This window comes from Leptospira kmetyi serovar Malaysia str. Bejo-Iso9, assembly GCF_000243735.2.
Lineage (GTDB): Bacteria > Spirochaetota > Leptospiria > Leptospirales > Leptospiraceae > Leptospira > Leptospira kmetyi.
In genome coordinates this window covers 2,106,490-2,120,712 of record NZ_AHMP02000003.1, presented here as the reverse complement: position 1 = coordinate 2,120,712, position 14,223 = coordinate 2,106,490, and the positions used below count along the sequence as shown (strand labels likewise).

Sequence of the window (14,223 nt, the reverse complement as noted above, 5' to 3'; positions counted from 1 at the left end):
ATTTTATAGGGAACTAAAAATTTTTTTCGATTCTTTCGAAACTTTTAACCACCGTGAATAAACTAACTTTTATATTTTTTTCTTTTTTGGTTTGGACAGTGTCCTTATTTCCTGATTTTGACCTACCTTTTCCAAAGAATCGAGCTCAAAAGAATACGGCTGAAATAAGTTTTCAAAAGGTTAGAGATGTTGAAGTCGGAACTCCGGAAGTCCTAACGAAAAATGTAGAAGTCGCATCTTCTGGGAAATCGGAATTCAAAACTCCTTTAACCCAATTCAAAACGTCAGCACCCAGCCCTAAATCGGAACCGAATGTAACAGCGAAAATAGAAGTCGTAACTAAACAGAAAGAAGAAAATGTAAAAAGAGAAACGACCTCGCAATCTGTTTTAAATGTAAGATCGCCGGAATTTTCCAGGGGAATTTATATTTCGCAAAGAACATTAAAGAAAATTAAAGAGTTTCACGAGCTTAGAAAAAAAAGCAAAGAACATGGGGTTAACTTGCTTGTCATTGACGTTCAACCAACCTCACCTTCAAAGCGCGTATTAGAAGATTTGATTGCCGAAGGTTTTTATCCTGTAGCAAGGGTCGTAAACTTTGACGGCGGGCTTCCGACAGAAAAACCTTCAAATCAAAGGATTACATCTATCCACAAATCGATTCGGGCAGCGTGTGAATCTGGTTTCCCTGAAATCCAATTGGATTACATTCGATACGCTGATAATCTTCAGCTAAAATTAACCTACGAAACCAGATATAAGAACATTTCGGGCATCATAAAAGATATTCGTAATGAAACTCTAAAATGCGATCATCTTCCGTATATAGGCGCGGACATTTTTGGTCGAATTCCTTTCAATCAAAACGATTCGATCGGCCAAAAAGTGGAAGTTTTTGCCCAGGTTGTGGACGTGCTTTATCCTATGCTGTATCCTTCTCACTTTTATGGGATGCCTGCAAGAATTAAGGATCCTTATCAAACCGTTTATGACGGAACTCTTCTGACAATTAAGAGATCTTTAAAAACTACAAGGGTAATCCCCTATATTCAGGGATTCAATATGTCCGTTGGAAAGTCGGGACTTACACTTTCCAATTATATTAAAGCGCAGGTTAAGGCGTCTTATGATAGTGGCGGGCACGGATTTGTGGTTTGGAATGCTTGGAACGACTACGAATCGACGTTCCAAGCTCTGAAAGATTACGACAATGAGACGAAAAAGGACTGATTAAATTCCTTTGAATACCGGTTTTCTTTTTTGCTCGATCGCCTTTATCGTTTCCTTGAAATCCGATGAGATAAAGTTGCGGGCTTGCGATTCCGCTTCTTTTCTAAGGGCGGCTTCCAACTTTTCTTTGTCGTAAGTATTCTTTTTTAATTCGCTGAGCGCTAAAGGAGCGCTTTCCGAAAGTGCGATCGCCATTTCCGTTGCTCTTCCTAAAACTTCTTTCTGAGGAACGGAATCATTGCAAAGTCCAAGTCGGAACGCCTCTTCTCCATTTAAGGTTTCGGCTAAGAATAGAAGTCGATTCGCAATATGAGTTCCGAACAATTCTTTCACGATATAACTTGAACCCATTCCGGGATGAATTCCGAGCTTCACAAAATTGAATTGGTATTTGGATTCGTTTGAGAATACTCTTATATCGCAGGCAAAGGCGAGCGAGAATCCGGCCCCGATGGCATGCCCGTTCGCAGCACAAATTACCGGAATGTCTAATCGTCTAACCGATAAGAATAGATTATAAAATTCGAACATAGTTTTTTTGTTCGTTTCATAATCTCTAGTTGAAAATGATTTGAGTAGTTCGAAATTTCCACCGGCTGAGAATATGCCATTTTTCCCGGTTAAAATGACAACTCTTGGTTTGTTTTTTTCGGGCGCTTCAATCAACCCGTCTATAATCTTTTTAAATTCTAAGCCCATTTCTCGGGTCATTGAATTTCTGGTTTCAGGGTTGTTTAAACTTAAGGTTAGAATCTTACTTCCTGATCCTAGATCGATTGTGTCTTGGTCGATTAATCCCATTAAATTGCTTTTTTCTCCAACTCAAAGCTTTCATACCAGATTCGATCGGATACGGTCAACGGTTTTTCTCCAATTCCCATCTGAGTATAATATTCGAGTAGAGTTTCAAGGTGGACGGCTTCCTCATCTTCTAAAGTCCAAAAGGAAGAATCGATTGATTTTGAAATTAAGGCCTGTCCCCGCACGGAATCCTTAAAGTATTCGGGTTTTCCTGAAAAGATCAAATGCGCTGAAATGAGGTCGAATCGGATCGTCTCCATGATTTTTTTGAATTGTAGTTCCGACTTTTCAAAATATCTGGATGCGATTTCGGTTTGAAAGTAGTCACCCCAGGTAAGAATGTCCGGTTCTACTCCGGTTTTCTCTTTGATTTGAGCGATTTTTTCTTCCTCAATAAACGGGGTGACCGCAAATCTATCAACGAGTTCTTTCAAGGCAATCAAATCCAGGATTTTTCCGGCTGATAGCTTTCCCTGTTTCATCATATCGAATAATTCTGGGTTGAGTTCCGACTTTCTTGTATCCATACATTCTTTTTCGGGCTAATCTCAAACCTTCCCCGGGATTTTTTTCCCGAAGTTTGCAATTCTAAGATTTAGTTTTCTCTGCATTTCTTTTCATCCGTTTTTGAAATGTCGGATCTACGCGAAATCCAAACTTCTGTGCATCATCGAAGGATCCATTAAGCGCCCATTGAGAATCTCGCTCTTGCGTCCAAACCCGATCTAAATTCTTCTTTCGACTTTTCTGTTCTGAACCCGCAATGTTATGTCACTAACCCTCCAACATCGAGACCTTACACGACTGAATTCCGACATCCCAAAAACCGATATTTAAGATAGAATTCTCCTCATACAAAAAAGAAAATATGGCAGTCGGAAGATCGGACAGTTTACAGGAACTTATCACAATTCTCGAAACCATGTTCGGGGAAACGATCATAGGAACCGACATCAATCTCGTAAAACATCTATTCTATTATCTCAAAGCCGACGACGTGGAGTTCCCTTTTGATTACGACGGGCAAAGATTCTTTGCGGTGATCGAAGACATCGCCGAAACGAGCGTAAATCTGCGAATCCCGGGAGCGACACAGGGCCTAACGCTCAGAGCGAAAATCAGTTTCGAAATCATGAATATACTCTATCAGTTCGAGGTCGTAATTCTCGAATTTTTAGAGGACTCGATCCTGCAAATCCGCATCCCGTCGGAACTACAAGCCGCATCCTTTCGGAAAAACGTCCGTGTCGCCGTGGACGATCTTTTTATGAATTACGTGATTCTTTTTAGATCCTTATCCGGGGGAGGCCGGGAAATCGGAAGAAATATCCAGGTCGAACAGAGATTCAACAATCTCATGCGGGAAATCAAAAAGGACAATCCGGATCTAAGACTGATTAATATTATGATTTCCGAATATATCTCGACCGTGTCCAAGGAATACGAGGTGGTATTTTTCTCCAAGGAAAAGGAGGAATCCTTTCTCCAATCGTTTATCAAAAGACACGATCGACCGGTTTATATTCCAGACACGTCCCTGATCATCAACTATATCCGTGAAAACGAGGATGAAAGTTCCGGCTCCGGAGTGGATAACTATAGGGAAGAATACATCCGAATGGTTCTCGAAAACGGACAGGACTATGCGGATAAATTCTTTCGGGAACTTCAAAAGAAGGAAATTCGCGAATTCGTCATTTCGTATCTCGTACTTCCGATCCGCTTGTTCAACGACGTTGTCGGATATATCCGCGTTTACACCTCGGCCATGGATCGATATTCGATCACACCTTCCCAGGTGGGTTATCTGATCGAACTCTCCGAGATTTTCAGTTATTCGATGACGAAAATCTTCATCCGAGAGGACAACTACAGAAATACGAAAGCCGGAACGAGAGTCGTCGATATCAGTATCAACGGGCTTTTATTCGAAATCGAAGAGGAAAGGATCTTTCAATATTTAAAAAAACATAATATTATAAAAATATTTATTCCCGTTTCGGAAAGGGTTTTGATCCTTCGGGGGGAAGTCGTTCGATACATCGTGGTCGAAGAGGGGAAATACCATCTCGGTGTGAACTTTTTCGATTCCAATCCGGACGATATGTTGATTCTTCAGAAATATATCTTTATGAAAACCAGAAAGGTTCTTTCCGAATAGATTTTTAAAAACTACGAAAGCGAGGTCTACTGGATCGGTTTTAAAACGTATGGATCTCCGGGAATCGAAGCGGGTTTAAACGTTTTATACTTTTCGAATGCTTCCGCGAACTTGCCTTTTAAAATACCGACTTCTTCGGATTCTCCTAAACCTGTCTGACCGCTTTCCGAAGTGAGTTCTCCGATCTTATCGAGATACAACTTACATGCCAAAAGATGAATTCTATAATCCGAAGGATCGAGTTTGTCCGCATTCTTCGTAAGTTTTTCGGCGATTTCGTAATACGTATCCGACCGTTTGCGGTTTGTGGAAGCGCCCGAAGGAGTTTTACCGGATTTGGATTCTTCCCTGTAAAGATAATAATAGGTCAACGCGGAACGTATTAGAAGTTCCGAATCCGATTTGGTGAGTTTAAACGCTTCTTGAATGACTTCCATCGTTTTAGAAAGAATCGCGGCGTTCTTAAAACCTTCGGTTTCGTATTTATGATTTAAGTAATCGATATACTCGGTGTAAAATTCGAGTTCTTCCTGGGAGTTTCCGAATCGTTTTCGATTCTTCCACGCCATGGAAAATTCCGCTCCGGCGGAAACGTAAGCTTCTCCCGTTTTTTTATACAGAAGTCCCAAACGATAATGACCCATCGGAGAAGACGGATCCAAGCTGATCGTATGTTTGTAAGAGCGGATGGATTCCGCGATTTCGTTTCTGGAAAGATGATAATCTCCTTTCTTTCTTTCCACGATCGCCGATTCGATTTTTTCGGAAACGAGAGGAGCCGCGACCATTAGGTTTCTATCTTTTACGAGTCCGAGGTTTCCGATTCCTCTCGCGCGTTTTCCGATAAAGGAAGTTTGAAAGATCGATTTGATTTCGATCTGCGCGACTATGTTTCCGTTTTTGTAATTCTTATGATCGAAATCTTTTTCGATGAGATATAAGATCTGTCCGACTCGCAGACCCGGATCGTAGTTGATCTTGATCGTGACCAAGTCCGCTCTCGTATCGACTCCGATATCGAGATTCTTATTCTTTCCTTCTTCTTCGATCGGTTTTACCTTATCGTAAAGAACCGTTTCTCCGATCAGAATCATCTTTTCCTTTTCGGGTTTGCCCGGTTCTCTGAACGCGTACACGAGTTCGCGCGCGCTTAACGTTTGTCCGAATAGGATGCAGAAAAGAATCGGAAAGAAAACTGGAAAGGATCTCACCTTCCAAAGATCGGCCGATTCGCGAGTCCCGCCCGAAAAAAAGAATCGATCCGATGCGCTTCCGATTCGATTTTTTCGGAGGGAGAATGGAGTCTTAAGGATTTAAACCTTCGAACGAGGAGATTCTCACGTGAGAATGTTGCGGTTGCGGATGATTTCCCGGTCGCTCCAAAACGTATGCGTCGAGTTTCGCATTCTTTGCCGCATCCGCTTCCTCTTTGATGTCCGTAAAGAACAGAATCTTTTCGGGAGCGACCCCGAGTTGTTCCGCGATCTTTTCGTAACTGTAGGATTCTCTTTTGGCGCCGACCGCGGTGTCGAAGTAAGCGGAAAAATATCCGGTGAGATTTCCCGCATCGGAGTATTCAAAAATTAATTTTTGAGCTTGAACACTTCCGGAAGAATAAACGGCCGCGCGTTTTTTCGCGGCGTCGATTCTTTTTAAAAATTCGGAAACGTCTTTGAACATGGAGCTTTTCAGTTCTCCGCTTTCGTAACCGGTTTTCCAAATTCTTCCCTGAATCTCTTTGAGAGGACCGCTCTTTCTATCCTGGGAAACAAGATATTTACAAAACGCGCTCAAGTCCTGGGGAGAATCCGAAAGTTTTCCCGAATAACTCGAATCGGATTTTCCCTCTTCGAGCAACTTGTCGATCCATTCTCTTTCGAGTGAATTCGTTTTGAAAAACGTTTCGAACTTTTCGATCGAATACGGAAAAAGAATCTTATGAACGAACTCGATGGGCGTGGTCGTTCCCTCGATGTCGAACAGATAAAATTCGAAAGAGCGAATGTTCAATTAAGCGGCCCCTTTGATTTTTTTGGCTTCTGAGACCAGATAATCATGCACGTCTTTCTCGTCTTTTTCAAAATTGTTCAGAACCATCAGCCAGAAAAGCGCGCACGGAATCCAAAAAAGAACGGAAATGGAAAGTCCGAGCGAACGATCGCCCGGAGTCAGTCCCAAAATCACAGCGCTCATCGCGGGTCCGAGTCCTTTTCCCAAATCGTCGGTCAGATTGTAGAGCGCGAACATACTACTTCTATTTTTTGGAATATTCACGTTGATTAATGTAGCTCTTACGTTTGGACCGGTCACCGATATGATAAAACCCGCGACGATGTTCACGACGATAAAGACGCCGGACGTCGCGATATTCTCGGCTTTCAAAAGATAGAGACAGGGTAATATCCCGAGAAGAACGCTCGACATACAAAAGATGGGAAGAAGTCTCTTTTTGTAATTGTAGATTTTTTGTCCGATGATTCCTCCGAAAAACGTTCCGGCAAAAACTCCGATGGCGGCGTAGGTCAGGAGCATCGTCGCGGTCGCCTTATCGAGATGATACGAGGTTTCGTAGTAATCCACCAAAAATACGAAGAACACTCCCCAAGGCACACAACCCGGGATTCCCTGGAGAAAAATTCCGATGTTCGTTTTATTTTGGAAAAGAAGTCGGATGTCGTTCCAACGAAGATGAAAACTTTCCTCCGGAAATTTTTCGGCGATCCCGGCCCATTCCGTTTCTCCTCCGCCTCGAATCGGTTCCTTACAAAAGATCCAATAGACCAGCGCGAAAAAGAAGGAAGGAATGGAAAGATAGATAAAACTCGTTCTCCATCCGTTGATCGGATCTGCGTTTCCTAAAATTCCTCCGAGAAGCTGACCGACCCCGAGACCGATTCCCATCGAAAGGGAAACGTAAGCCGCCGCGGTGGATCTGGATTTATCCGAAAAATAATCGCCGAGTACGGTGAAGAGAAGAGGAAAAATTCCTCCCAAACCGAAACCGGTCAGAGTTCTATAGACTACGAACTCGGAATAACTCGTCGCAAAGCCGGAAAGAAAACAGGGAATTTCTCCCAAGAATACGGAGAATATAATCAACGTTTTGCGCGAATACTTCTGCGATAAGTAACCCATACTTACGGAAACCGCTCCGCCTAAAATGAAGAATAGAATCGGAATGAGTCCGCCTATGTACCAATCGACTTCCTCTTGCGTGTTGAGTCCGAAGGACGCGCCTATGTTCTTTAAGTTAGGCGCGATTAGGTTCTGATCCGCAAATAGAAAAAACGCCATTCCCATAATCATCCAAAACGCGAGGATCGCGTTCCATCCGTGATTCGCCAATTCTCCCAAACCGAAAAAGCGAAGAAGGCTTTTCTCCGAGGCTCTTTTGTCCATGATTCTCTCCAATTTTTATATGAGTTCTCGATTCTTTGTGGGTTTCCGAAACGAATTCAAACAATGGAGAGAGCGGACTAAAACTCAAGGAAACTTTAAGTTCGATTTTAGAATTCAGATCCCTCGTTCGAGCGCGCTCAACGAGACATAGACCGTCGATCGATTCTTTTTCAATAAAAATCGTTTCGATGAAAAAATTCCCTTTTTAATCGGTTTAAGATTATTTAGTTGACCCCTATGGTTTTAATGATTCCTTTCTTCCAGACAAATCGGTTTCCGCAATGACCTTTCATCATAAAGAATTCTACATTCTATCCAGCTCCGATAAATCAAAGTTATACTGCCAATCGTGGACGAAGCCCAACGCGAATCGCGTGATGATCTTTCATCACGGGTTCGGAGAACATAGCGGACGTTATACGAACCTTCTTCGTTTTTTCGCGAAAAGCGATATTAACTTCTATTCTTTCGATATGAGAGGTCACGGAAATTCGGAAGGGAAGAGGGGACACGCGGATTCGTTCGATCTTTACGTTCGCGATCTTTCCGATTTTGCGAACGAGGTTCTCAAACGGGAAAGAAAGGATCGCTTTTTTCTTTTGGGTCATTCCTTGGGCGGTGCGATTACTCTTCGTTATTCCCAGGAAGGAATCAATCAGGACAATATTCTCGGGTTGATCTTGGGTTCTCCGGCGCTTCGGGTGAGAATGGACTTTAAAAAGAATCTGAAACGCATCGTCGCCGGTTTTTTAAGCAAAATTTCCCCAGCGACCATCGTCGACGCGGAGTTGGATCTTCAATATCTTTCCCACGATCCAGAAGTGATCGAAGCGTATCAACAGGATCCTCTCGTTCACGGAAAGGTTTCCTTGAAGATGGGAACGGAACTTTTGGAGATCGGACCGAAACTCATCAAAAAGGCGAACGTTCTTCGTTGTCCGGTTCTGATTTTGCACGGTCAGGAAGACGGTTTGATCGATTACAACGGCTCCACCGAACTTTATAAAAATCTAATTTATAGAAACAAAAGAATCAAAATTTATCCCGGTCTTTATCACGAATTGATGAACGAATTTCCCGAACATAGGGAAGTCGTGTTGGGCGATATCCGCGATTTTCTGGAAACCATTCAGAGGGAAAAGATTTCTTCGGATGCGAAGGATTCTTCCTTGAAGATGAAAAAGAAATCCGTCGCCCCGAGCAAAAAGAAAAGCGCGGTGTAAACCGATCGTATCCCTCAGTTTTTACAGTTTTTTAGAATATTCAAAAAGCTGAATTCTTTCTAAAAACGAAAACGAAGGAAAGAGTAAACAGAAATCCGAGGATCGCCACAAGTCCCAATAAGGATCGTTCCGTGGTCGGAAACCAGGTTCCGTTTTCGATCTTACGATTGACCCGTTCCGATTCCACTTCGGCGACGGGAGCTCCTCCCGCGACGGAAATCGAAACCTCGTATCTCGGCGCCGAATAACCGACCTTAAACGCTCTCATGTCGTTCGGAACGTCTTCCTGGATTCTTTCCTGTTTTGCCGCGCCGATAAAAGAAACTTCCATATCCTGCGGTTTGGAGAATACCGCGCGAAATCCTTCTTCTTTTTCGACGAGCATTCTATCCTTAAACGTCACCGTGGAAAGATTGCTCGCGGGAATCGTATAAGAAATTTGTAATTCGGAACTTCCGGGTAAAATCGCCCGATCCAACAACTTTCCGTTCGGTCCGTCTTGGAGCGAAAGAGGGATCGCCATTCTCGAATCGCCTTGAGTCAACTGACCGACGACGTCGGTCGCTTCGGATGGAACGTAGATTTCGAACGGGTTCTGTTCGTCCTGATAACTTTTCGGAGGAATGGTGTTGTTTGATATTAGATAAATCTTAAATACTCTGAGGAAATCTCTTCCTCTGGAAATCTGCATCGCCGATCTGGTTCTGACCAGGGACTTTTCCCTCGTCTTTTCGTAGACTACGATTTCCTGAACGCCGGAACGCATGACCGGAACGGGCGGCACCATTTTGTTGTAGTTGACTCCGGCGTATTTCGCCTGAAGAAGAATCGGAGTCTGATCGGGAACGGAAAGTTTGGATACTACGAAGGAGCCTTGGGAAGGGCCGATCTCCTTGATCGGAATCATCCCTTGTTGAAGGGCGATGATTCTTAAGGACTCGATGTTTCCTTCTTTGCCGGTGGTTCCGTTTTTGATGCGGATCTTGAGTTCGAGTTCTTCCGAATGAACGGTTGTTTGTATCAGAAAAAGGAAGAATAGAATCGTTAGGAATGTTTTCATCTCAGGCTCTACGGACAGTTTTTATTCCACCCTTTCAAAAAGAAAATCCTTTACACTCCCTTTTCTCCGCGTAACTTGTATTCTCTTTGAAACGGATAGATTGTCCGTTTAGACGATTTCTTAGGAGAGGAACGATGGGTTGGTTGCGAAAAATATTGGCGATACTGGGAATTCTTTTCGGTTCTCTTTTGATTTTAATCTACTCGATCACGTATCATCCGGATCAGGCGCAACCCGCCGACGTTGTCTGCGATTCCAAGGCTCCTCTTTTAAAACCGGATTCCAAGATCAAGATCTTGGTGTGGAATGTGCAATATCTTGCCGGTAAAAAAAGAGTTTTTTGGTACGACGTTCCGAACGGGGACGGACCGGATCTCGGTCCTTCTCGAGAAGAGATCGAAGAGACTCTTAAAAAAATAACGGACTATATCATAGCGGAGAATCCGGACGTGGTTCTTTTTCAGGAACTTCACGACGGAGCGAAGAACACGTTCGGAGAAGATCAGTTGGAAAGAATTCTTTCCCAAGTCGGATCTACGTTTCCTTGTAAGAGCGAGGCGTTTTACTGGAAGGCCGCGTTCGTTCCCCATCCTAAGATTTTGGGACGAGTCGGCATGAAACTCGCGACGATCAGTAAATATAAAATTTCCGACGGGATCCGACATTCTTTGCCGTTGATGCCCGCCGATCCGATTTCGACTCAGTTCAATTTAAAGAGGGCCATTCTTCAAAACGATTTTCCCGTGGAAGGCGGGGATAAGTTCACCGTATTGAACACGCATCTCGACGCATTCTCCCAAGGAACGGACACGATGCACAGACAGGTGGAAACGATCGCCGGTCTTTTAAAGGAACTCGATCTCGCCGGTCACTATTGGATTTTAGGAGGGGATTTTAATCTGCTTCCGCCTGGTTTTGATCGTAAGTCCATGCATCCGAACGGAGCTTTCTTTTATTCGGACGAACAGGAAATCAAACCTCTCTTCGACAGATGGAACTCCGCGGTTCCATTCAAAGTTTTGAATGGACCGGAACGGGAAAAATATTATACGCATTATTCGAACGATCCGGCGATCGGAAAACCGGATCGGACCATCGATTATATCTTTTATTCCTCCAATCTGAAACAAACCGGATATAGGGTCGATCAAGGGGAAATTCTTTGGACCGTGTCGGATCATTTTCCGATGATCGGAACTTATTCCTTGGCTCGTTGATTTTTTGTTTGTTGCGAAATCGGATGTTTGGGTTTGGAAATTGTGGGAACTCATACAAAGGGTAAGGGCAAGCAGTATCTATATTTATGGTCGGTTCCTCTCGGGGTCACGTAATGCCGCGATGTTGTTGCTCTTTTAGAATCTTTTCTTTTTGATTTACCGTTGAAATTTTGTGGGAACTCATACGTCGAAAAAGAAATGTCTAAAGTTCGCACGTAGGATGTAGCCGTTTCTCATTTTAGGATTTAATATATAAAAAAAACGGATTTTTCTTTGGAAACTGTGCCGGACCGATCGGCGGTAAAACCGTTTAGAGTATGGGAATATTATTACTCAATTCGGATCAGTGCATTCAGTCGAAACTTCAAGAATTGAATTCGCATGTGGTTACTCTTTTGGTTCCGGAAAATACGTTGTTGCGATATCGTGAAAAAGATCGAAAAAATCTTCCGAAACGAATTCCGCAACTCTTGAGAAAATATACAAAATTTCTGAGCGCGTCTCCGCGTTTGGGAAAAAAAGCCGGGATAACTTTATACCAACCTTCTCCCGGAAAACAAAAGATGAAGCGAATCAATGTTCGACTTAGCACCGGAAGTTGGACATTGTTTGGGGTTCTCGCGCAGACGCATGGTGTCTCCCGTTGTTTTTTGTTCAATTATCTATTGTGGCTGGAGGAGAATGAAATCGGAGATTCCATCGTGTCCATTGTGAACGAAGGAGGTCCAACATTTCACAAGAAATACAAATATATTCTGGACCTCGACCTACTGAACAATCGCGCTTCGAGAATTCTAAAATGCGAACCGGAAAATTGTTTTTACGTTTTAGACTATCGAGATTGGTACAACTTCGAAGACGGGCGCCTTCGTTCCCGGCCCGCAAAACTAGATCCGCGACCACCGTCGTCGTCCTAAAGAAACACAAAGTCGTCTCAACAAACCCTTCTTCCCAAAACAAACCGATCGGATTGAAGTTGCCAAAGAAAATGCAAAGAATTCTCTGGATGCAGATCTCATTCACGCAAAAAGCACGGTTGAAAAATCCGAAGCGAAAAAAAGGAAGAGATCGCATTCAACGGAACGGAAAATTCATGAGACCTTTTAAAATATTAGGAATTCAACAGATCGCCGTGGGCGGAGAAGACAAAAAGAAACTCGAAACGTTTTGGGTGGATATTCTCGGTCTTGAAAAAACGGGAACGTTTAAAAGCGAAAAGGAAAACGTGGACGAGGACATTCTGAGAATGGGCAAGGGCGCATACGCGGTCGAAGTGGATATCATGCAACCGATCGACGCAAACAAAAGTCCGAAGGTTCACGAACCGAAACTCAATCATATCGGACTATGGGTGGATGACATTCATAAGGCAGTCGAATGGCTTACCGCAAAAGGAGTTCGTTTTACGCCGGGCGGAATCCGCAAAGGCGCCGCGGGATACGACGTGTGTTTTATTCATCCGAAAGGAAACGAGGAATTTCCGTATTCATCCGAAGGCGTGCTCGTGGAACTTGTGCAGGCTCCCGCGGATGTGATCGAAGCTCTTCGATAAATTCTTACGAGACGACGGTGGGTTCCCGAATCCGCAAGCGGATTCGGGAACCTGTTCGTTTGTTGAAATTCCGAAAAAAGAATTCAAGTCGGAGAACCCCTCTAGGTTTTTAGGGCGGGAAGAACGAATTCGATCAATTCCTCCATAACCTCCCAAGCCGGTCGTTTGCCGTATTTCAAATTGAGAACGACGTGATTGACTCCTATTTTTCTAAGAATGAGCAAGATATCCGTGACGAAGTTCCGACCGGAGCTGAAGCCTAGATGAATGTTTTTAGGAAGTGCGTTCGGATTTTTTTGCAGGTCGATATAAAGCGATTGTGCAAACGGAAGAAATCGATCTCCCCAAACTTCCTCGACAACGTTTCGCCATTGCGAAACGACAAGCATTTGTTGGTCCGGAGGTCTGGGATAGGAAATCCAACCGTCCGCGTTTTCAGCGATCCATTTCATGGATTGTTGGCTACAACCTGTTACCAAAACGGGAATTCCTAAAGAAACCGGTTTTGGGACGAGGTCCACTCCGGAGATTTTTCCGAAGGGCGTATGAAATTCCGGAAATTCGGATTCCAGATAAATTTTGAAATCCCGGAAGTAGTCTCTGAATATTTCCCCCCTATTTTCAAAATCGATTCCTAAAATCGGATATTCGACGGGCCGATCTCCGGAGGCGAAACCCAAAACCAAACGGCCGTGGCTCAATTGGTCTACCGAGGCTGCGGCCTTAGCCGTATGGATCGGATGACGAATCGGAAGAATGACGGAACCCGTCGCTAATGCGATCGATTCGGTCTGCGCGGCTATGTATCCGAGATAAACCCAAGGATCAAAAATCTGCCCGACGTCTCCGAAAGCCGGATCCAAAAGCGGAACGTCCCGAAACCAAAGCGCGGAGAAACCTCCTTCTTCCGCGCGTTTTGCGAGTTCAACCTGATTTTGCATCGTAGGTTTTGTTCCTTCGAAGGCTTCAATAGGGAAGAATAAACCGACGCTCAGTTGATTCTTTCTGAACATGGAAGAATAACCTTTGTTTTTACTGTTCGTATCTGAGTTTAGTGTAAGCATAGTAGTCTCTAAGATTTATATATTTAAATATCTAAATTAATCGATATTATAAAGTAAAAAAGACGAGGGCGAACTTCGACTCGATTCCAGTCGTTCTTCCGCAAAATACGAACGACCCTCAAAGAAACGATATCAACTCCCGGTCTTCACTGAATTTTACGCTTTAAAAAATTCAAATATTCTCGGATGGTTTCCTCGTTTCTACTGTAGAACGTCCATTGACCGATCCTTTTCGACTTCAATAGATCGGCTCCCAATAGAAGCGAAAGATAATGGGAAATCGTGGATTGCCCTAACTCGGTTTTTTCCTGGATTAGGGTGACGCAAACTCCGTCCTTCCTAAAATCGCCGATTTCCTGTTTTCCGAAATTGGATTCCGGATACTTCAGCCATTCTAAAATGTTCAAACGGGTTTCATTTCCGATGGCTTTTGTGACCTTGAGGATATCCATACATTCTACATAATCGATATATCGAGATTTGTCAATATGAAAATCGATTAAAATCGAAGTGC

The 14,223-nt window shown here is 43.6% G+C and carries 13 protein-coding genes and 1 pseudogene; 6 read left to right on the top strand and 8 right to left on the bottom strand.

Translation table 11 applies throughout. The annotated features are described in order from the left end of the window. Positions 1–323: 323 nt before the first annotated feature. A pseudogene (locus LEP1GSC052_RS12285) lies at positions 324–1,232 on the top strand (putative glycoside hydrolase); the annotation flags it as partial. Here the strand turns inward: LEP1GSC052_RS12285 and LEP1GSC052_RS12280 are convergent. Both LEP1GSC052_RS12280 and LEP1GSC052_RS12275 read right to left on the bottom strand, forming a co-directional pair. Further along, positions 1,233–2,033: an enoyl-CoA hydratase/isomerase family protein gene (locus LEP1GSC052_RS12280; protein WP_010573940.1), complete on the bottom strand. Its 801-nt coding sequence runs from the start codon at positions 2,031–2,033 to the stop codon at positions 1,233–1,235. Continuing rightward, positions 2,033–2,560: a hypothetical protein gene (locus LEP1GSC052_RS12275; protein WP_010573941.1), complete on the bottom strand. Its 528-nt coding sequence runs from the start codon at positions 2,558–2,560 to the stop codon at positions 2,033–2,035. The genes LEP1GSC052_RS12280 and LEP1GSC052_RS12275 overlap by 1 nt, the downstream gene beginning before the upstream one ends. Before the next feature lie 341 nt (positions 2,561–2,901). Between LEP1GSC052_RS12275 and LEP1GSC052_RS12270 the strand changes: the two genes are divergently transcribed. Beyond that, the gene (locus LEP1GSC052_RS12270; protein ID WP_010573942.1) at positions 2,902–4,194 is read left to right on the top strand and encodes a PilZ domain-containing protein; all 1,293 of its coding nucleotides are present in this window, start codon (positions 2,902–2,904) and stop codon (positions 4,192–4,194) included. A gap of 26 nt (positions 4,195–4,220) precedes the next feature. On the opposite strand, the gene LEP1GSC052_RS12265 is transcribed toward LEP1GSC052_RS12270, so the two are convergent. From LEP1GSC052_RS12265 to LEP1GSC052_RS12255, 3 genes are read right to left on the bottom strand one after another with little or no spacing between them, the layout of a single operon-like run. Next, positions 4,221–5,471, bottom strand: coding sequence for a tetratricopeptide repeat protein (locus tag LEP1GSC052_RS12265; RefSeq protein WP_084492224.1), 1,251 nt, complete (start codon positions 5,469–5,471; stop codon positions 4,221–4,223). Positions 5,472–5,499: 28 nt separating this feature from the next. Then, complete coding sequence (gene mtnC / locus LEP1GSC052_RS12260) at positions 5,500–6,204, bottom strand: acireductone synthase (RefSeq protein WP_010573944.1); 705 nt, start codon at positions 6,202–6,204, stop codon at positions 5,500–5,502. Beyond that, entirely contained in the window at positions 6,205–7,593 is a 1,389-nt protein-coding gene (locus LEP1GSC052_RS12255; RefSeq protein WP_020986665.1) for an MFS transporter, read from the bottom strand. 281 nt (positions 7,594–7,874) lie between these two features. Between LEP1GSC052_RS12255 and LEP1GSC052_RS12250 the strand changes: the two genes are divergently transcribed. Continuing rightward, positions 7,875–8,816: an alpha/beta hydrolase gene (locus LEP1GSC052_RS12250; RefSeq protein ID WP_040912995.1), complete on the top strand. Its 942-nt coding sequence runs from the start codon at positions 7,875–7,877 to the stop codon at positions 8,814–8,816. Between the two features lie 40 nt (positions 8,817–8,856). On the opposite strand, the gene LEP1GSC052_RS12245 is transcribed toward LEP1GSC052_RS12250, so the two are convergent. Next, positions 8,857–9,876, bottom strand: a complete 1,020-nt coding sequence (locus LEP1GSC052_RS12245; protein WP_010573946.1) for a hypothetical protein — start codon at positions 9,874–9,876, stop codon at positions 8,857–8,859. 134 nt (positions 9,877–10,010) lie between these two features. On the opposite strand from LEP1GSC052_RS12245, the gene LEP1GSC052_RS12240 reads away from it, so the two are divergent. From LEP1GSC052_RS12240 to LEP1GSC052_RS12230, 3 genes are all read left to right on the top strand, one after another. Continuing rightward, positions 10,011–11,093, top strand: a complete 1,083-nt coding sequence (locus LEP1GSC052_RS12240) for an endonuclease/exonuclease/phosphatase family protein (RefSeq protein ID WP_020986436.1) — start codon at positions 10,011–10,013, stop codon at positions 11,091–11,093. A gap of 317 nt (positions 11,094–11,410) precedes the next feature. Beyond that, positions 11,411–12,010 carry a DUF1564 domain-containing protein gene (locus tag LEP1GSC052_RS12235; RefSeq protein ID WP_010573947.1) on the top strand — a complete coding sequence of 200 codons (600 nt, stop codon included), beginning with the start codon at positions 11,411–11,413 and terminating at the stop codon, positions 12,008–12,010. Between the two features lie 176 nt (positions 12,011–12,186). Further along, positions 12,187–12,645 (top strand): VOC family protein, encoded by a 459-nt coding sequence (locus tag LEP1GSC052_RS12230; protein WP_040913526.1) that lies wholly within the window; start codon positions 12,187–12,189, stop codon positions 12,643–12,645. 101 nt (positions 12,646–12,746) lie between these two features. Here the strand turns inward: LEP1GSC052_RS12230 and LEP1GSC052_RS12225 are convergent, their stop codons facing one another. After that, positions 12,747–13,709, bottom strand: a complete 963-nt coding sequence (locus LEP1GSC052_RS12225) for an LLM class oxidoreductase (RefSeq protein ID WP_040912994.1) — start codon at positions 13,707–13,709, stop codon at positions 12,747–12,749. A gap of 146 nt (positions 13,710–13,855) precedes the next feature. Next, a complete protein-coding gene (locus LEP1GSC052_RS12220) occupies positions 13,856–14,161 on the bottom strand; it encodes an ArsR/SmtB family transcription factor (protein ID WP_010573950.1) in 306 nt (101 codons plus the stop codon). Positions 14,162–14,223: the final 62 nt, after the last annotated feature.